This window comes from Hephaestia mangrovi, from assembly GCF_019880555.1.
In the GTDB taxonomy this organism is placed as follows: Bacteria; Pseudomonadota; Alphaproteobacteria; order Sphingomonadales; family Sphingomonadaceae; genus Sphingomonas; species Sphingomonas mangrovi.
In genome coordinates this window covers 174013-192131 of the sequence record NZ_JAINVU010000004.1, presented here as the reverse complement: position 1 = coordinate 192131, position 18119 = coordinate 174013, and the positions used below count along the sequence as shown (strand labels likewise).

At 67.4% G+C, this 18119-nt stretch carries 21 protein-coding genes; 16 read left to right on the top strand and 5 right to left on the bottom strand.

Going from position 1 to position 18119, the window contains the following annotated elements:
* Nucleotides 1–276: 276 nt before the first annotated feature.
* Nucleotides 277–1320: a cell wall hydrolase gene (locus K7G81_RS11290; protein WP_223030897.1), complete on the top strand. Its 1044-nt coding sequence runs from the start codon at nt 277–279 to the stop codon at nt 1318–1320.
* Between the two features lie 52 nt (nt 1321–1372).
* Here K7G81_RS11290 and K7G81_RS11285 read toward each other — a convergent pair whose 3' ends face one another.
* Nucleotides 1373–2470 carry a DUF2332 domain-containing protein gene (locus K7G81_RS11285; RefSeq protein ID WP_223030896.1) on the bottom strand — a complete coding sequence of 366 codons (1098 nt, stop codon included), beginning with the start codon at nt 2468–2470 and terminating at the stop codon, nt 1373–1375.
* 62 nt (nt 2471–2532) lie between these two features.
* Here K7G81_RS11285 and hisG point away from each other — a divergent pair, with 62 nt between their 5' ends.
* Nucleotides 2533–3195, top strand: a complete 663-nt coding sequence (gene hisG / locus K7G81_RS11280; protein WP_223030895.1) for an ATP phosphoribosyltransferase — start codon at nt 2533–2535, stop codon at nt 3193–3195.
* Nucleotides 3196–3237: 42 nt separating this feature from the next.
* Nucleotides 3238–4527 carry a histidinol dehydrogenase gene (gene hisD / locus K7G81_RS11275; protein WP_223030894.1) on the top strand — a complete coding sequence of 430 codons (1290 nt, stop codon included), beginning with the start codon at nt 3238–3240 and terminating at the stop codon, nt 4525–4527.
* A gap of 140 nt (nt 4528–4667) precedes the next feature.
* Here the strand turns inward: hisD and mddA are convergent, their stop codons facing one another.
* Nucleotides 4668–5399: a methanethiol S-methyltransferase gene (gene mddA, locus K7G81_RS11270; RefSeq protein ID WP_255586926.1), complete on the bottom strand. Its 732-nt coding sequence runs from the start codon at nt 5397–5399 to the stop codon at nt 4668–4670.
* Between the two features lie 215 nt (nt 5400–5614).
* On the opposite strand from mddA, the gene nusB reads away from it, so the two are divergent.
* The 3 genes from nusB to K7G81_RS11255 are packed head-to-tail and all read left to right on the top strand — an operon-like array spanning nt 5615 to nt 6655.
* On the top strand, nt 5615–6061 hold the full coding sequence (nusB, locus tag K7G81_RS11265; protein ID WP_223030893.1) for a transcription antitermination factor NusB: 447 nt from the start codon (nt 5615–5617) through the stop codon (nt 6059–6061).
* Nucleotides 6061–6237, top strand: coding sequence for a DUF4169 family protein (locus tag K7G81_RS11260; RefSeq protein ID WP_223030892.1), 177 nt, complete (start codon nt 6061–6063; stop codon nt 6235–6237). Before nusB ends, K7G81_RS11260 begins: the two co-directional genes overlap by 1 nt.
* A 4-nt stretch (nt 6238–6241) precedes the next feature.
* On the top strand, nt 6242–6655 hold the full coding sequence (locus K7G81_RS11255) for a VOC family protein (RefSeq protein WP_223030891.1): 414 nt from the start codon (nt 6242–6244) through the stop codon (nt 6653–6655).
* Nucleotides 6656–6755: 100 nt separating this feature from the next.
* Here the strand turns inward: K7G81_RS11255 and K7G81_RS11250 are convergent, their stop codons facing one another.
* The 3 genes from K7G81_RS11250 to pdxH are packed head-to-tail and all read right to left on the bottom strand — an operon-like array spanning nt 6756 to nt 9101.
* Nucleotides 6756–7568 carry a PhzF family phenazine biosynthesis protein gene (locus tag K7G81_RS11250; RefSeq protein ID WP_223030890.1) on the bottom strand — a complete coding sequence of 271 codons (813 nt, stop codon included), beginning with the start codon at nt 7566–7568 and terminating at the stop codon, nt 6756–6758.
* A gap of 10 nt (nt 7569–7578) precedes the next feature.
* Entirely contained in the window at nt 7579–8526 is a 948-nt protein-coding gene (locus tag K7G81_RS11245; protein WP_223030889.1) for a cation diffusion facilitator family transporter, read from the bottom strand.
* The gene (gene pdxH, locus K7G81_RS11240; protein WP_223030888.1) at nt 8523–9101 is read right to left on the bottom strand and encodes a pyridoxamine 5'-phosphate oxidase; all 579 of its coding nucleotides are present in this window, start codon (nt 9099–9101) and stop codon (nt 8523–8525) included. Before pdxH ends, K7G81_RS11245 begins: the two co-directional genes overlap by 4 nt.
* Between pdxH and K7G81_RS11235 the strand changes: the two genes are divergently transcribed.
* The 10 genes from K7G81_RS11235 (at nt 9068) to K7G81_RS11190 (ending at nt 18119) form a co-directional block, all read left to right on the top strand.
* Complete coding sequence (locus K7G81_RS11235; RefSeq protein WP_223030887.1) at nt 9068–9304, top strand: type II toxin-antitoxin system RelE/ParE family toxin; 237 nt, start codon at nt 9068–9070, stop codon at nt 9302–9304. The two genes, pdxH and K7G81_RS11235, sit on opposite strands and share 34 nt — an antisense overlap.
* Nucleotides 9305–9366: 62 nt before the next feature.
* On the top strand, nt 9367–10224 hold the full coding sequence (ku, locus tag K7G81_RS11230) for a non-homologous end joining protein Ku (protein WP_223030886.1): 858 nt from the start codon (nt 9367–9369) through the stop codon (nt 10222–10224).
* 3 nt (nt 10225–10227) lie between these two features.
* Nucleotides 10228–10707: an MgtC/SapB family protein gene (locus K7G81_RS11225; protein ID WP_223030885.1), complete on the top strand. Its 480-nt coding sequence runs from the start codon at nt 10228–10230 to the stop codon at nt 10705–10707.
* Entirely contained in the window at nt 10694–13123 is a 2430-nt protein-coding gene (gene ligD, locus K7G81_RS11220) for a DNA ligase D (RefSeq protein ID WP_223030884.1), read from the top strand. The genes K7G81_RS11225 and ligD overlap by 14 nt, the downstream gene beginning before the upstream one ends.
* Before the next feature lie 111 nt (nt 13124–13234).
* On the top strand, nt 13235–14173 hold the full coding sequence (locus K7G81_RS11215; RefSeq protein ID WP_223030883.1) for a DnaJ C-terminal domain-containing protein: 939 nt from the start codon (nt 13235–13237) through the stop codon (nt 14171–14173).
* Nucleotides 14174–14177: 4 nt separating this feature from the next.
* Nucleotides 14178–15149: a YihY/virulence factor BrkB family protein gene (locus K7G81_RS11210; protein WP_223030882.1), complete on the top strand. Its 972-nt coding sequence runs from the start codon at nt 14178–14180 to the stop codon at nt 15147–15149.
* 8 nt (nt 15150–15157) lie between these two features.
* Entirely contained in the window at nt 15158–15949 is a 792-nt protein-coding gene (gene fabI / locus K7G81_RS11205; protein WP_223031042.1) for an enoyl-ACP reductase FabI, read from the top strand.
* Between the two features lies 1 nt (nt 15950).
* Nucleotides 15951–16478: a GNAT family N-acetyltransferase gene (locus K7G81_RS11200; protein ID WP_223030881.1), complete on the top strand. Its 528-nt coding sequence runs from the start codon at nt 15951–15953 to the stop codon at nt 16476–16478.
* Entirely contained in the window at nt 16475–17542 is a 1068-nt protein-coding gene (gene aroC / locus K7G81_RS11195) for a chorismate synthase (protein ID WP_223030880.1), read from the top strand. Before K7G81_RS11200 ends, aroC begins: the two co-directional genes overlap by 4 nt.
* 241 nt (nt 17543–17783) lie before the next feature.
* On the top strand, nt 17784–18119 hold the full coding sequence (locus tag K7G81_RS11190; protein WP_223030879.1) for a hypothetical protein: 336 nt from the start codon (nt 17784–17786) through the stop codon (nt 18117–18119).

Here is an 18119-nt window from a genome sequence, read left to right as displayed (position 1 = left end):
TTCCGGTGCTCACGGACCTGTAGTCCGCTGCGCTCCGGGTCACGGAAATCCACCATTTTCGCTCCGCCACCTCCTGAATGTCGACCGACCCTAGGGTGCGCGTATTCAGTCCATGGCGAGCTGCAAAACACGGCTTTTCGCCTCACCCTGAACTGAATCTCCACACGCCCTGAAACGCGCTTCAGCAAGGTTAGCGCGGGGGCGACTTGTCCCATGGCCGGACAGACGAAAATCACGGCTAAACCGCGCGCGGGTGCTGTCGTATGACACGGCAGGATGATCACGCGTTTCTCCCTGTCACGGCCGCTCGGCGAGCTGGCGCTCGTCGCCGTGCTGGCGCTGATCTGCCTCGGCATGTCGGCGCATGCCGGGCTGCGGGCGATCGCGGCGAATGCGCCGGTTGTCGACGCCGCGCCGGCCAGGACCGGGTTCGAGGCCGAGGACCATTTCCCCGGCGCCGCCTATTTCTACGCAGTCGATGACGATGCCGCGCCCGCCGCCGGCGCCACCGGCACGACCGCGCTGCCGACCATGACGGTGCCGGCGAACGCGCGGTTCGACGTCGATGACGGCACAGTGCATGCCGCGCGCGCTTTCTCCATGGCCGCGGCCAGCGCGACCGATCGCGGCCGCGCGCTGCAATGCCTGGCCAGCGCGGTCTATTACGAAGCGGCGTCCGAATCGGACGACGGCCAGCGCGCGGTGGCGCAGGTGGTGCTCAACCGCGTGATGCACCCCGCCTTCCCCGATACGGTGTGCGGGGTGGTCTATCAGGGATCGGAGCGAGCCAGCGGCTGCCAGTTCAGCTTCGCCTGCGACGGCGCGACCGCGCGACCGCCGATGCGCGCGGCGTGGGACAAGGCGCTGAGGATCGCCGGCGCCGCGCTGGACGGATATGTGTTCGCGCCGGTCGGGCTGGCGACGCATTACCATACCTATGCCGTCACCCCGGCGTGGAACCGGCAATTGGTGATGACCGACGCGATCGGCGCGCACCTGTTTCACCGCTGGGCGGGCTATTGGGGGACGTTCGCCGCGTTCGACCAGGTCTATCGCGGCGGCGAGCCGTTGCCCGGACCGCACCCGCGCGCGGCGCCGGATGCGGTCGCCGCGCCGGCGACGCTGGCTGCGGCGGCGAGCGATGCGACGGCTTCTCCGGTGGCGCCCGCGCCGGCGAAGGCCGCGTCGATCACGACCGCGATGATCCAGCCGGCTTATGCCGACAGCGGCGCGATCAAGGCGGGCGCGCCGAGCGCCGATGCGCTGCCCGAGTCGACGGTGCTCGACAAGTGGAAGGACAGCGGCAAGCCGCTCCGCTAGGGCACAGCCGGCGCCTTATCTGGCTCGCATCCAGATCTAAGCGGTCGGCTTTCTAAAGCTCGATCTTCGCTGCCTCGGGCAAGGCGATGCCGTCGGCGGTTTCGCGTGGGCCGGGCTTGACCCATTGCGCGTGCGAATGGGCGGTGGCGACCACCTCGCGCTCGCCGCCGCCGGGCCAGGTGGCGATGCTGACGACCTGTTCGGCCGTCGCGCGATCGGGCTCCATCGCCACCCAGGCGAGCGGCCGCGCGGCGGTCGCTCGTGCGCCGGCGACGCGCATCGCGGCGCGGATCCGCGCCGCGCTCGCCTCGGGGAGATATTGCCACACCACCGAGTGCATCAGCACGCGCGTGACGCCTTCGCTTTGCGGCTCGGCGAGGCGCGCCTCGATCCAGTCGGCGGCGTCGGCGCGATCGAGGCGCACGGGGCGGTCGCGGACCATCGCGATCGCCTTGGCGAGCCGGGCGCGGCGCGCGGGCTTTTCGGCCCAGACATAAGCGGCGAGCCGGCGCTCGACCGCGGGATCGGTCGCATCCATCGGCGCAACGTCACAGCCGCGCACCGAGACGAACTCGACCGGCGGCAGCACGAGGCGATCGCCGCGCCATTCGGGCGCGATCGTCACCGGCGACCCGGCCGGGCCGAACAGCGCGCCGCCGAGATCGAAACGATAGCGGTCGATCAGCAGGTTGAGCCCGGCGCTCGATCCGATTTCGAGGATCTCGAGCTTCGGGCCGAACCGGCGGGCGACCTCGATCAAGCCGACGATCAGCGCGCCCGAGCGGCCCGGCTCGTTGGTCTGCGGCGGGCCGTCGAGCCACGGATAGAGCGCATCGTCATGGCGCCGGAGCACGCCCTGCAGGGCCGCTTCGATCGCGGCGGCATCGCGCGTTTCGCCGGAAAAGACCGCGGCGAGTTCGGCATCCTGGCCGGCCAGCACCAGCGCGTGGAGCCCGCCGACGAGGCGCAACGGCAGCGCGTCGCGGGTCGGCTCGCCCGGCCAATCGAGCACGCGGGCGCCGGTGCTGGTCTCGCGGGTGAGCCCGCTCGCCAGCGCCGCGCAGATCGCGGCATAGATCGGCGCATCCATTTTCGCGCAATAATATTGCTGGATCAGGAACGCGCCCCGGTTGTTTTCCTCACTCGCCATCCGCCGTCTCCTTCGCGCGCGTGTTGCTCCCGAGGCGCGTGGCAAGTAAAGCCCCGCTGCCCATGTCCGATCCGATCATCATCGCCGTCCCCAAGGGACGCATTCTCGACGAGGCGCTGCCGCTGCTGGCGCGCGTCGGGATCGAACCCGAAGCGGCGTTCGCCGACGAGGGCAGCCGCGCGTTGCGCTTCGCCACCAGCGACCCGGCCATCGAGCTGATCCGGGTGCGCGCGTTCGACGTCGCCACCTTCGTCGCGCACGGCGCGGCGCAGCTCGGCATCGTCGGATCGGACGTGCTGATGGAGTTCGATTATTCGGAACTCTATGCGCCCGTGGACCTCGGCATCGGGCATTGCCGGATATCGGTCGCCGAGCCTGCCGACATGGCGGCGGCGGACGACCCGCGCGGCTGGAGCCATGTGCGCATCGCGACCAAATATCCGCATATCACCGCGGGCCATTTCGCGCGGCGCGGGGTGCAGGCGGAATGCGTCAAGCTGAACGGCGCGATGGAGCTGGCGCCGACGCTGGGGCTGGCGCCGCGAATCGTCGACCTCGTTTCGTCGGGGCGGACGCTCAAGGAGAACGGGCTGGTCGAGGTGGAAACGATCGCCGAGGTATCGAGCCGGCTGATCGTCAACCGGGCGGCGTTCAAGACGCGCGCGCGGGTGGTGCCGCTGGTGGATGCCTTCCGGCGCGCGGTGGAGACGATGGATGCGGCGTGATTTCTGCATCCTCCCCTTCGTTGAAAGGGAGGGGCTTTCGTCGTGATTACGCTTTCGACCACCGATCCCGGCTTTGCGTGCGATTTCGAGGCGCTGGTCAATGCGCGGCGCGAGGCCGATGCGGATGTGGCGCGCGACGTGCGCACGATCGTCGCCTCGGTGCGTGACGAGGGCGACGCGGCGCTGGCTGCGTTCACCGCGAAATTCGATGGCCACGATCTGAACGAGACGGGGTGGCGGATCGAGCGCGCGGATTGCATCGCCGCGCTGGAATCGCTGCCCGCCGAGCTGCGCGCCGCGCTGGAGCTCGCGCATGCGCGGATCACCGCCTATCACCAGCGCCAGCGGCCGGCGGACAGCGACACGACCGACGAGGCGGGCGTGCGGACCGGGGCGCGGTGGCGCGCGGTCGATGCCGCGGGTATCTACGTGCCCGGTGGGCGCGCGGCCTATCCCTCCTCAGTGCTGATGAACGCGATTCCGGCGCGCGTCGCGGGCGTCGAGCGGCTGGTGATGGTGACGCCGACGCCCCAGGGCGAGGTCAATCCGCTGGTGCTCGCCGCCGCCGCGCTGGTCGAGGCCGACGAGCTGTGGCGCGTCGGCGGGGCGCAGGCGATCGCCGCTCTCGCTTATGGCACCGATCGGATCAGGCCAGTCGATGTCGTCACCGGGCCGGGCAATGCCTGGGTGGCCGAGGCGAAGCGGCAGCTTTACGGCGTCGTCGGGATCGACATGGTGGCGGGGCCGAGCGAGATCGTCGTCGTCGCCGATGGCGCCAACGATCCCGAGTGGATCGCCGCCGACCTGCTCAGCCAGTCCGAGCATGATCCGACCAGCCAGTCGATCCTGTTCACCGACGATGCCGCGTTCGCCCGCGCGGTCGGCGACGCGGTGGACCTGCAGATCGGCACGCTCTCGACCGCCAAGGTGGCGCGCGCGGCATGGGACGCGAACGGGACGATCATCGTCACCACGACGCTGGACGAGGCGCTGCCGCTGGTCGACCGGCTGGCGCCCGAACATCTCGAGCTCGCGGTCGACGATCCGCAATCGCTGTTCGATCGCGTGCGCCACGCCGGATCGGTGTTTCTCGGCCGGCATACGCCCGAGGCGATCGGCGATTACGTCGCCGGGCCGAACCATGTGCTGCCGACGGGGCGCCGGGCGCGGTTTTCGAGCGGGCTTTCGGTGCTCGACTTCATGAAGCGGACCAGCTTCCTGGCGCTGGATGCGGCGTCGCTGGGGGCGATCGGCCCGGCCGCAGTCGCGCTCGCCGAGGCCGAGGGCCTGCCGGCACATGCGCGATCGGTGGCGATCCGGACGAACCGGTAGGGTGTGCGGGTATTCAGTCCATGGCGCAACAGCGGCCGGTGCGTTCGACGGTGATGGCGCGCCATGGGCCCTGAAACGAGTTCGCAGGTGACGATGGGTGGAAGCGGCACCGGCCCGATTCAGCTTAGCTGAATCCAATTCTACCTGCCGCGGCCGAGGCCCGGCACCAGCATGCCGACGCGGCGGCGATAATCGGCATATGCGTGGCCGAACACCGCCAGCAGATCGCGCTCCTCGAAGCGGATCGCGATCAGGATATAGACGGTCATCCCCAGCGCCAGCAGCAGATGGCCGGCCGTCATCACCGGGATCGCCCAGAAAGCGAAGACGAAGCCGAGATAGAGCGGATGGCGCACCCAGCGATAGAATAAGGGCTGGCGGAATCGCGGCGGCGCCATCGGCTGCGCGCGCAGATTGCGCCACAATTGCTCGAGCCCGAACAGCTCGAAATGGTTGATGAGGAAGGTGCTGACGAGCACGATCGCCCAGCCCAGCGCGAACAAGGCCCACAACACGGTCGCGGCCGTTCCCTGCACCGACCAGATGATCGCGCCGATCGGCTGCCAGGCGAGCATCAGCACGATCAGCGCGAGGCTCGCCGCGGCGACGTAAACGGTCCGCTCCAGCACGGCGGGCACGGTGCGGGTCCAGCGTTGCTTGAACCCCTGGCGTGCCATGATGCTGTGCTGGAGGCCGAACAGGGCGACCAGCGCGACATCGATCACCACCGCGACGGCAAGCGGCGACGCCGGCCCGGTATCGACCGTGCGCGGCAGCAGGAAATCGCCGACGAAGGCGATCAGGCACAGGAAGGTGAGGAAAAACAGGGCGTAGACGAGAATTCCCGTCATCATCTGCGCATAGCGGGCCATGGACATCCTCCCGATGCGGCAGCCGCAGCCAAGGCGATATGGCGCAGTTGGCACGGCCCCGTCGAGCCATGAAAGCTAGGACGATGACCGGTGCGATGATTGGACGAAACCGCCAGAGGCACGAAAGGCTGGGTCGGCCTGCGCTCCCGGTCAACGGGCGTTCCGGACGATCACGGCCATTGCCGTTTATGGGCCTGGGCCCTAGATGGCGCGCGATGATCCGACGACCCAAAGCCCGTGCCGCCGCCCGCCTCGCCGCCGTGCAAGCGCTCTACCAGCATGACATGGAGGGCACCGCCATCCCGGCGCTGCTCCACGAATTCCACCAGCATCGCCTGGGCGCGACCATCGACGGCGACGAATTCGAAGACGCCGATGTGCCATTGTTCGACGATCTCGTCGGCGGCGTCGCAGCGCGGCGCGAGGAGATCGACGCCCGGATCGCCGCGAAGCTCGCCGCCGGCTGGTCGCTCGATCGGCTCGACAAGCCGATGAAATCGATCCTGCGCGCCGGCGCCTACGAACTGATCGCGCGCCCCGACGTGCCGACCAAGACGGTGATCAGCGAATATCTCGACGTCGCCGACGCCTTTTACGACAAGCGCGAAAAGGGCTTCGTCAACGGCCTGCTCGACGCGCTGGCGAAAGAGACGCGCGGCTGATGGGCGACGTCGTCAACCTCCGGCTGGCGCGCAAGGCGAAAGCGCGCGCGGGCAAGGAGGCGACGGCAGCGGCCAACCGGGCAGCGTTCGGGCGCGGCAAGGCGGAAAAGGCCGCGGCGCGGGCGGCGGCGCAGCGCGCCGCGCACCTGCTCGACGGGGCGAAGCGCGAGGAGTGATCGCATGATCGAGCGGATCGGCCATATCAACATCCGCACCCCGCTGATGGAAGAGACGCTGCGCTTTTACGAGCGGCTGTTCGATCTGGTGCGCGGCCCCGCCGCGACGATGGCGGACCAGCGCCGCAATGCCTGGCTCTACGATCGCGACGGGCGCGCGATCATCCACGTCAACATGCCGGGTAAGGACGAGCCGGTGCCGGCGATCGGCACGCGCGGGCGGATGGATCATATCGCGTTCGATTGCCGCGATCCCGACGCGATGGAGGAACGGCTGAGGCAGGCGGGCGTGCCCTATCTGCGGCGCGAGACGCGCGTCGCCGGGCTGACGCAGATCGTGCTGAAGGATCCCAACGGCATCAACCTCGAGCTCGCCTTCGGCACCGACCATGCGCTCGACCCGGGCCGGGCGCGGTAGGAAAATCCCTTCGTCGTTGCGAGCGTAACGGCGCGATCCATTGACGCCGAGCTGGATTGCGTCGTCGCTGCGCTCCTAGCAATGACGAGGGCAATCGCGGTCAGAGCAGGAAACTGCCCTCGATCACCGTGACGCAGGTGCCGCCGAGGAGGACGCGGTCGCCGTCGGCGCGGCAATCGAGATAGCCGCCGCGCTTGCTGGACTGGTAGGCGGTGAAGTGATCGCGGCCGAGGCGCTCGGTCCAATAGGGCACGAGGACGCTGTGCGCGGAGCCGGTCACCGGATCCTCGTCGATCCCCGCGCCGGGGGCGAAGGCGCGGCTGATGACGTCGGTATCGTCGCCGGGCGCGGTGACGATGGTCAGAACGTCGCCCTCCCGGGCCAGGCTGCGGAAATCGGGATCGAGCGCGCGGACCTGATCGGCGCTGTCGACCACCACCAGCCCGTAGCGATGCGGATGCCAGAAGGTCGGCAGGTCATCGGAAAGGCCGAGCGCGGCGACCAATTGCGGCAGCGGCTTCGGCGCGGCACGCCAGGCAGGCAGCGCCATGCGGTAGCCGGTTTCGGCGCGAGCGACCTCGAGAATGCCCGAATGGCGCGTCCTGAACCGCACGCGTTCGCGCTCAGGATCCGCGGAGAGGACGAAATGGCCGCTCGCCAGCGTCGCATGGCCGCACAGCACCACTTCGGACGCGGGCGTAAACCAGCGCAATTCGAAATCGGGCCCCTCCCCGCCCTCGTCGTCGCTATCGGCGATCGGCACGAGGAAGGCGGTTTCGCTGAGATTGTTCTCGGCGGCGATCCGTTGCAGCACATCGTCTTCGAGCCAGCCGTGGAGCGGCATCACCGCCGCCGGATTGCCGGTGAAGGGCGCGCGCGCAAAGGCATCGATCTGGGCAAATTCGATCCGCATCGTCATACTCCTACACGCGCTTGCCGAACCAGTGCGGCGTCACGTCCTCCTCGATCAGCGGATTGTCGGTATCGATATGGCCTTCGGGATCGAGGTGGATCAGCACCTCGGCCTTGGGGAAAGCCTGGTGCAGCGCTTTCTCGACACGCTCGACGATGTCGTGCGCGGCGGCGACCGACAGCGTGCGCTCGACCTCCATGTGGAATTGCGCGAAATGATGCGCGCCCGAGCGGCGGGTGCGGAAATCGTGGATACCCTTGAGGCCGGGCTGGCGCGCGGCGACTTCCAGGAAGCGGGCGCGCTCGTCCTCGGGCCATTCCTTGTCCATCAACTGATCGATCGCCTCGCTCGACGCCCGGAACGCGCCGAACGCGAGCCAAAGCGCGATGGCGATGCCGAAGATAGGATCGGCGCCGTGCAGCCCGGCATATTGTTCGAGCGCCATCGCCGCGATCACCGCGCAATTGAGCATCACGTCCGACTGGTAATGGACATTGTCCGCCATGATCGCCACCGAGCCGGTCTGGCGGATCACGCGGCGCTGATAGGCCAGCAGCAGCATCGTTGCGAGGATCGCGACGATCGACACGCCGATGCCGAGCCCGGCGTCCTCATTCAATTGCGGATTGCCGAGACGCAGCACGGCGCGCCACGCGATGGCGATCGCGGATGCCGTAATCAGCATGACCTGGAACAGGGCGGCGAGCGCCTCCGCCTTGCCGTGGCCGAAGCGGTGATCGTGATCGGCGGGCTCGGCGGCGAGCTTGACGCCGTAGAGCGTGACGAGGCTGGCGAGCAGATCGAGCCCGGTGTCGGCAAGCGACCCCAGCATCGCCACCGATCCCGTGTGCCAGGCAGCGAACCCCTTGAGTAACAACAGGAACAGCGCCATGCCGACGCTGAACAGCGCCGCGCGCACCGCGACGGGGATCAGGCGGCGGCGCTCCTCGGACGTCATGGGTAAAGCAGCCCTTCGTCCCAGCCCGTGGCGGTGCGGGCGAACAGGCGCCGCTCATGCAGGCGATGCGCGCGATCCTGCCAGAATTCAATCCGATCGGGCGCGACGCGATAGCCCGACCAATGCGGCGGGCGCGGCACCTCGCCGCCTTCGAAGCGCGCCTTGATCGCTTCGAACCGCGCCTCGAACGTCTCGCGCGAATCGAGCGGGCGCGACTGGTCCGACGCCCAGGCGCCGAGCTGCGAATCGCGCGCGCGCGTGGCGAAATAGGCATCGGCCTCGGCATCCGAGACGGTCGTCACCGGACCTTCGATGCGAATCTGACGGCGCAGCGACTTCCAGTGGAACAGCAGCGCGGCCTTGGGCATTGCGGCGAGATCGCCGGCCTTGCGGCTCTGCTGGTTGGTATAGAACACGAAGCCGTCGGGTCCGTGCCCCTTGAGCAGCACCATCCGCACCGCCGGCTGGCCCGACGCGTCGACGGTGGCGAGCGCCATTGCGTTGGAATCGTTCGGCTCGCTCGCGCGCGCTTCGGCGAACCATGAATCGAACAGGGCGAAAGGATCGTCTGCCATGCGCATTCCATAGCCAAGCCGCCGCACCGAGGACAGCCGCTATTGCCCGTGCTTTTCCGGCATTCCCGCGTTTCGGAGCGCGGGCACGCCGGCGCGTTCACGGAAATTATCTGATTGTCTACGACGTCGAACCAGACGTTGTCACCATAATCGCGGTTGTTCATGGCGCGCGGGATATCGACGAGCTGGATCGGCCCCATTGATCTTCGGAACGACTCCGCCGCTCGTCGATTGAATCGGTCTCGCAACGACGGAGACCGTGACCATGGCCGCGCGCGCCTATTGGCAGGGACAGATCAGGCTGGCGCTGGTGTCGATCCCGGTGGAAATCTACTCTGCGACCAAATCCGGCGCGGCGGTGTCGTTCCGGCAGATCCACGAACCCTCAGGCAAGCCGATCCATTACGAGAAGGTCGTCACCGGAGTCGGGCCGGTGGACACCGACGAGATCATGAAGGGCTATGAGATCTCGAAGGGCGAATATGTGCTGCTCGACCAGGACGAGATCGACGCGGTCAAGCTCGAATCGAAGAAGACGCTGGAACTGACCCAGTTCGTCGATGCGGGCGAGATCGACGTGCTCTATTTCGAGAAGCCCTATTTCGTCGTGCCGGCCGACGACCTTGCCGAGGAAGCGTTCATCGTGCTGCGCGAGGCATTGCGGCAATCGAAGAAGGTCGGGCTGGGGCAACTGGCGATGCGGGGGCGCGAATATGTCGTCAGCCTGAAGCCGTGCGGGCGCGGGATGGTGCTGGAAACGCTGCGCTATGCCGATGAGGTCAACAAGGCGCAGAGCTATTTCCGCGACATTCCCGACGACAAGCCCGATGCCGACCTGCTGGAGCTCGCCGAGACGCTGATCGACAAGAAGACCGCGCCGTTCCATCCGCAGGAATTCCACGATCGCTATGTCGATGCGCTGAAGGATCTGATCGAGCGCAAGCGCAAATCGCGAAGCAACAAGAAAATCATCGAGGAGGATGAGGATTCGACCGGCGGGCGCGGCGCCAGCAACGTCGTGGACCTGATGGCAGCGCTGAAGAAGTCGCTCGACAAGCCCGGCGCCAAGCCGGCGGCGAAGAAAACGCCGGCCAAGAAAGCGCCGGCCAAGAAGCGGGCCTGACCGATGGAGCTCAACGCACCGGCGATGCCATTGGCGATCGATCTCGATCTGGCGATGCGGCTGCTGGGCGCGGCGGTGGCCGGGCTGCTGCTCGGGCTCGACCGCGAGGTGCGCGGCTATGGCGCGGGGCTGCGCACGCACGCAATCGTCTGCTTCGCCGCGGCGCTGCTGACGACGACCGCGATCGGGCTGTTCTTCTCGCTCGGCGGGCCGACGACGCGGATCGACCCGTTGCGCGTGGTCGAAGCGAGTGCCGCCGCAATGGGCGTGATCGCCGCCGCACTGGTGTTCAAGGGGACGCACGCGATCCACAATCTGACGACGGCGACGCACCTCTGGCTGGTCGCGGTGATCGGCATCGCGTTCGGCGCGGGCCTCTATCCGATCGCGCTGGTGGGCGTCGTCATCGGCATGATCCTGCTGACGGTGGTGCGGCAGATCGAGGGCAAATCGTTCAGGGCGCACGACCATGGCGAAGGCTGACCCGCTGGCGCTCTACAATGCCAAGCGCGATTTCGCGAAGACCGCGGAACCGGCGGGGACGCTCGCCAAGGGCCATGGCAATCGCTTCATCGTCCAGAAGCACGACGCGACGCGGCTGCACTGGGACTTCCGGCTGGAGATGGACGGCGTGCTCAAGAGTTGGGCGGTGACGCGCGGGCCGAGCCTGAACCCCGACGACAAGCGGCTCGCGGTACGCACCGAGGACCATCCGCTGAGCTACGCGACGTTCGAGGGGACCATTCCCAAGCAGGAATATGGCGGCGGCACAGTGATGCTGTGGGACGAAGGCACCTGGGCGCCAATCAAGGGCAAGAGCGCGAAGGATCTGGAAAAGGGCCATCTCCATTTCATCCTCAACGGCGAGCGGATGAAGGGCGAGTGGCTGCTGATCCGGCTGAAGCCGCGCGGCAAAGAGAAGCGCGAGAACTGGCTGCTGCGCAAGATCGACGATGCCGAGGCGGGCGGATCGGACACGTTGGTCGAAACCGGGCTGACCAGCGTCAAGACCGGACGGACGATGCAGGAGATCGCCGAGGACGCCAAACCCCATCGCGCAGAGCCGGTGAAGCGGACCTCACGCAGCGGCAATGGCACGATACCCGAATTCCATGATTTGCAGCTCTGCACGCTGGTCGACGAGGTGCCGGGCGGGAACGGGTGGATCCACGAGGTCAAATACGATGGCTATCGTGCGTTGGTCGCGATCGGCGACGGCAAGGCCAAAGTGTTCACCCGCAACGGCCTCGACTGGAGCGACAAGTTCGCGCGCCTTGCCGAGGCGGCGGCGGCCCTGCCCGTCTCGTCCGCATTGATCGACGGCGAGATCGTCGCGTTCAAGGACGGGCGGCCCGATTTCTCGACGCTGAAGGAGGCCATTTCGAACGGCGGCGAGATGACATTGTTCGCGTTCGACCTGCTGGCGCTGGATGGTGAAGACCTCACCAAGCTACCCAACGTCCAGCGCAAGGAGCGGCTGCGCCCGCTGCTCGACGGCGCCGATCCGCATCTGCAATTCGCCGAGCACGTCACCGGATCGGGCGAGAAGCTGTTCGCCGCGATGTGCCGCGAGGGATATGAGGGGATCGTCTCGAAACGCGCCGATGCGCCCTATCGAGCCGCGCGGACCAGGGCGTGGCTCAAGATCAAATGCACCCGGCGGCAGGAATTCGTCATCATCGGCTGGTCAAGAAGCTCGGCCAAGGGACGGCCGTTCGCGTCGTTGCTGCTAGGTCAGCATAGAGACGGCGAACTGACCTATTCGGGCAAGGTCGGCACCGGCTTCAACCGCGAGATCATGGACGATCTGGCGGCCCGCTTCGACAGGCTGGCGCGCAAGACGCCGCCCGCCGAGGTGCCGCGTGCCGCCGCGCGCGGCGCGCAATGGGTGACGCCGAAGCTGGTCGCCGAGATCGCGTTCACCGAATTCACGCCGGACGGGGCGTTGCGGCATCCGAGCTATCTGGGCCTGCGTGAGGACAAGCCGGCCGACGAGGTGACGCCGGAAAAGCCGCAGCGCACCAGCGAGAAGGTCGAGAGCAAAGTGACAATCACGCATCCGGACCGCGTCATCTTTCCCGACAGCGAAGTGACCAAGGGCGACCTTGCCGATTATTACGCGCGCGTCGCGCCGCTGATGCTGCCATGGACCGCGAACCGGCCGGTCAGCCTGGTGCGCTGCCCGCAGGGACGCGGCAAGAAGTGCTTCTTCCAGAAACACGATGCCGGCAGCTTTGGCGATTACGTCCATCATGTCGACATTCGCGAGAAGGACGGATCGACCGAACCCTATCTCTACGTCGAGGATGCCGACGGACTCGCGGCGTGCGTGCAGATGGGATCGATCGAGTTCCACGGTTGGGGCTCGTCGGTCGACGCGCTGGAGAAACCCGATCGGCTGGTGTTCGATCTCGATCCCGACGAGGGGCTGGGGTTCGACGCGGTGAAGAAGGCTGCCGCCGACATCAAGCAGCATCTCGCCGAGATGGGGCTGGTCAGCTTCGCGATGCTGACCGGAGGCAAGGGCGTGCACATCATCGTGCCGCTGACGCCGCAAGCCGAATGGCCCGCGATCAAGGATTTCGCCGATCGCTTCGCGCGCGCGCTGGCCGAGGCTGAGCCCGATCGCTTCACCGCGACGATGTCCAAGGCCAAGCGCAAGGGGCGGATCTTCATCGACTGGCTGCGCAACCAGCGCGGCAGCACCGCGATCATGCCCTATTCGGCACGCGCGCGCAGCGGCGCACCGGTCGCAGCGCCGGTGACGTGGAACGAGCTGCGTGACATGGATGCGGCCAATCTGTTCCACGTCACCGACGCCGACGCGCTGATCGCGCGCGCCAATGACAAGGCGCTCGCCGGCTGGGGCGTCGCCGCGCAGGTGCTGCCGGACGTTTGATTGAGCAGTGCCGCGGCACGGCCGGCGTTAGCCGACCACGAACAAACGCATTTGCGCATCCGTCCCCGATCGCCCACATAGGCGGGCAACACACCTGATACAGGGACACCAATGGCCGATCCATATGCAACGCTGGGCGTGGCGCGGGGCGCGAGCGAGGCGGATATCAAGAAAGCGTATCGCAAGCTCGCGAAAGAGCTGCATCCCGATCGCAACAAGGACAATCCCAAGGCCGCCGAGCGCTTCAGCCAGGTGACGCAGGCCTATGACCTGTTGACCGACAAGGACAAGCGCGCCCGGTTCGACCGCGGCGAGATCGATGCCGACGGCAACCCGACCGCGCCGTTCGGCTTTGGCGGCGGGGGCGGCGGCGCGGGCAGCGCGGGCTTCCGCCCCGGCGCGTCGCAATTCGATTTCGGCGGCGACGTCGGCGGCATGGAGGACATTTTCGAAGGCCTGTTCGGGCAGCAGCGCCAGCAGCGCGGCGGGTTTTCGAGCGGATTCGGCTTCAATCGCGGACCCAAGCCGAAGGGCGCCAACGTCGCCTATCGGCTGCAGGTGCCGTTCGTCGACGCCGCGGCGCTGAAACCGCAGCGCATCACCCTGGCCGACGGCGCGACGATCGACCTCAAGCTGCCCGCCGGCGTCGAGAGCGGCACGCAGATGCGGCTCGCCGGCAAGGGGCAGGCCGGCCCCGGCGGCAATGGCGACGCGATCGTGACGATCGAGGTGCAGCCGCACCGCTTCTTCACCCGCGACGGCGACGACGTGCGGCTGGATCTGCCGATCACGCTCAAGGAAGCGGTCGCGGGCGGTTCGGCGCGAACGCCGACGGTCGACGGCGCGGTGAACCTGACGATCGCCAAGGGCTCGACCTCGGGCAAGGTGCTGCGTTTGAAGGGCAAGGGTTTCCACAAGAAAGGCGGCGGGCGCGGCGACCAGCTCGTCACGCTGATGATCGACCTGCCCGGCGGCGACGCGGCGCTGACCCAGTTCGTCGAGAACTGGCCGGGCAGCGATTACAATCCACGCAGCAAATTCGGCGTGTGAGGATTTGCCGCAGGACATCTCCCCCGTTTCGCCCGAGGAGCGGCGGCGCCTGGGCGGCAAGGCGCGGATCCGGCTCGATCGCCAGCTCGCCAAGCTGAAGCCGGGAAGCTACGCCCATGAGCTTGCCAAGCGGGTGCTGGTCGGCACCTATGCCGACGGGTTCATCCATGCCGGCAACCTGGCCTATCTGTCGCTGCTGACGCTGTTTCCCTTTTTCATTGTCGCCGCCGCGGTGGCGCGGCTGTTCGGCGCGTCAGGGCAAGGCGCGCATACGGTGGAGGCGTTCCTGCATACGGTGCCGCCGAGCGTCGCCAACGTGCTGGCCAAGCCGATCGCCGACGTGCTGGCGGCGCGATCGGGGGCGCTGCTGTGGTTCGGCGCGCTGGTCGGGCTGTGGACCACCGCGAGCTTCATCGAGACGATCCGCGACATCCTGCGCCGCGCCTATGGCGTCAAATCGCGCAAGTCGTTCTGGCAATACCGGCTGACGTCGATCGGCCTCATCATCGTTTCGGTGATCCTCACCCTGGTCGCGTTCGGGGCGCAGGTGATCCTGCTCGCGGTTGCCGAGTTCATCGCCCGGTTGCTGCCGCTTTCGGCCGATGTCGCGCGGCTGGTCTCGCTGAGCCGGCTCGCGCCGGGGGTGGCATTGTTCGTCGCGCTTTACCTCGTGTTCTATTCGCTGACGCCGAGCAAGTATCGCTATTCGAAATGCCCAAAATGGCCGGGCGCGCTGTTGACGACGGTGTGGTGGGTGGTCGTCACCGCGCTGTTGCCGCCGGTCCTGTCGATGCTCGGCAGCTACAGCCTGACCTATGGCAGCCTGGCCGGGGTGATGATCGCGCTGATCTTCTTCTTTTTCATCGGCCTCGGACTGGTTATGGGCGCTCACCTCAACGCCGCGCTGGCGGAAGACCCCGATGACGGGCTAGAGGAACCGGCGGGAGGCGCAACGAAGGAGGAACCGGCGACGTGACCGGACTGATGCAGGGTAAACGCGGCCTCATCATGGGGCTGGCCAATGACAAGAGCCTCGCCTGGGGCATCGCGCAGAAGCTCTCCGAGCAGGGCGCCGAGCTTGCCTTTTCCTATCAGGGCGAAGCGATGGAGAAGCGCGTGCGCCCGCTTGCCGAGCAGCTCGGCACCGCCCGGCTGATCGAATGCGACGTTTCCGACATGGCGGCGCTCGATACCGCGTTCGAGACCCTGGCGAAGGACTGGCCGACGATCGACTTCCTGGTCCACGCGATCGGCTTTTCGGACAAGAGCCAGCTGCGCGGCCGGTTCTACGATACCAGCCTCGACAATTTCCTGATGACGATGAACATCAGCGTCTATTCGTTCGTCGCGGTGGCGCAACGCGCGCAGAAGATGATGCCCGAGGGCGGCAGCCTGCTGACGCTGAGCTATTACGGCGCCGAAAAGGTGATCCCGCATTACAACGTGATGGGCGTCGCCAAGGCCGCGCTGGAGACCAGCGTGCAGTATCTCGCGGTCGATCTGGGCCGCGACAACATCCGCGTGAACGCGATCTCGGCAGGGCCGATCCGCACGCTGGCGGCCAGCGGGATCGGCGATTTCCGCTACATCATGAAGTGGAACGAGCTGAATTCTCCGCTGAAGCGCAACGTGACGATCGAGGATGTCGGCGGTGCCGGGCTCTACCTGCTGAGCGATCTGGCGAGTGGCGTGACGGGCGAGATCCACCATGTCGACGCCGGCTACAACGTCATCGGCATGAAGGCCGAGGACGCGCCGGACATCGCGCTGGCCTGACATGGCGACCGTCGTCGTCGAGCGCGCCGCGCCCAAGGACGCGTTCGACGTCGACGAGATCCTGCGCGCCTGCTTCGCGCGACCAGCCGAGGCGATGCTGGTCAAGCAGCTGGCGATCGACGGCGACCTGGTGCTGCTGCTGATCGCGCGCGACGAGGCGAGCAAGGCGCCGCTGGGGCTCGTCGCGCTGAGCAAGATGCACGTCGCGATCGGCGGCGATGCGGCGCCTTCGGTCGCGCTGGCGCCGCTCGCGGTATTGCCGGAACATCGCCGCTCGGGCGTTGCCGCGGCGCTGGTTCAGGCGGCGGTCGACGAGATGCGGCGCGCGAGCGCCTTGCTGATGTTCGTGCTCGGCGAACCGGGATTCTATGAAAAGTTCGGCTTTTCCGCGGCGAACGCGGAAGGGTTCGACTCGCCTTATGCCGGCCCGTATTTCATGGCGCTGGAACTGCAGGGCGGATTGCCGTGCGGGCCGCGCGGGCTGGCCGACCACGCCCCCGCCTTCGCGACGCTTGAGGAAACCCAATGAGCTTCAACACCTTCGGCCGCGTGTTCCGCTTCACGACCTGGGGGGAAAGCCATGGGCCGGCGCTGGGCGCGGTGATCGACGGGTGTCCGCCGGGACTGGCGCTGAGCGAGGACGATATCCAGCCGTGGCTCGACAAGCGGCGGCCGGGAACCTCGCGCTTCACCACGCAGCGGCGCGAGCCGGATCAGGTGCGCATCCTGTCCGGCGTGTTCGAGGGCAGGACGACCGGAACGCCGATCAGCCTGATGATCGAGAATGTCGACCAGCGATCGAAGGATTATTCCGACGTCGCCAAGGCGTATCGGCCGGGGCATGCCGATTATGCTTATGACGCCAAATACGGCTTTCGCGATTATCGCGGCGGCGGACGCTCCTCGGCGCGCGAAACGGCGGCGCGAGTGGCTGCGGGCGGCGTCGCGCGGCGGGTGATCCCCGGCGTATCGATCCGCGCCTGGGTGGAGGCGATCGGCGGCGACGCGATCGATTACGACCGGTTCGATGCGGACGAGATCGACCGCAACCCGTTCTTCTGCCCCGATGCCCAGGCGGCGGAGCGCTGGGAAGAGCTGATCGACCGCACCCGCAAGGCCGGATCGTCGATCGGCGCGGTGGTGGCGTGCGAAGCGACCGGCGTGCCCGCCGGCTGGGGCGCGCCGATATACGCCAAGCTCGATTCCGAACTCGCCGCGGGGTGCATGTCGATCAACGCGGTGAAGGGCGTCGAGATCGGGGACGGTTTTGCCGCCGCCACGCTGACCGGCGAGCAGAATGCCGACGCGATGCGGCCCGGCAACGGCGGCCCGCGGTTCCTCGCCAATCACGCCGGCGGGATCGCCGGCGGCATCTCGACCGGACAGCCGGTGCGGCTACGCGTCGCGTTCAAGCCGACCAGTTCGATCCTGACGCCGGTCGAGACGGTGACGCGCAACGGCGAGGCGAGCGAAATCGCCACCAAGGGCCGACACGATCCGTGCGTCGGCATTCGCGGCGCACCGGTCGTCGAAGCGATGGTGGCATTGGTGCTCGCCGACCAGATGTTGCTTCACCGCGCGCAATGCGGTTGATCCAGGTAAAGCCGAAGATCTGGCTGTAACCGCTTACAAGGCAGCCAAGTGAAAAATTGGCGCGGTAAATTGTAGCCAAGTCGGCGGCGTCCCGCTCGACTCGTCGCGCCTGGAACACGAAAGTCGGCGAACCGGCGAGCACTTGCGATCAACGCGCCGGAAATGCGGCGCCTTTGCGGCGATCGGCCGTTTCTTGTTCGTACGAACATGTTCCGGACAATGAAAACAAGGAGAGGCCAATATGCGTATCGCCACCATCATGGGCGCCGCCGTTCTCGCGGTCTCGGGTATCGCCGTCGCATCGATCGCGGCGCCGCAGGACCAGCAGCAGACTGCCCCGGACGCCCAGGACAACGCCATGACGCCGGACAATTCGGCGATGCCGGACGACATGACGCCGCCCGACAGCACCGCGCCCGATGCGACCGCGCCGGACGACACGCCAGACACCATGGCGCCGCCGACGCCGGACGGCGCAACGATGCAGCCGCCGACGCCCGGCACCATGCCGCCGACATCGGACGAGCCCGGCGCCGACCCGTCGACCGCGCCGGACCTTCCCGGCAACACGATGTAA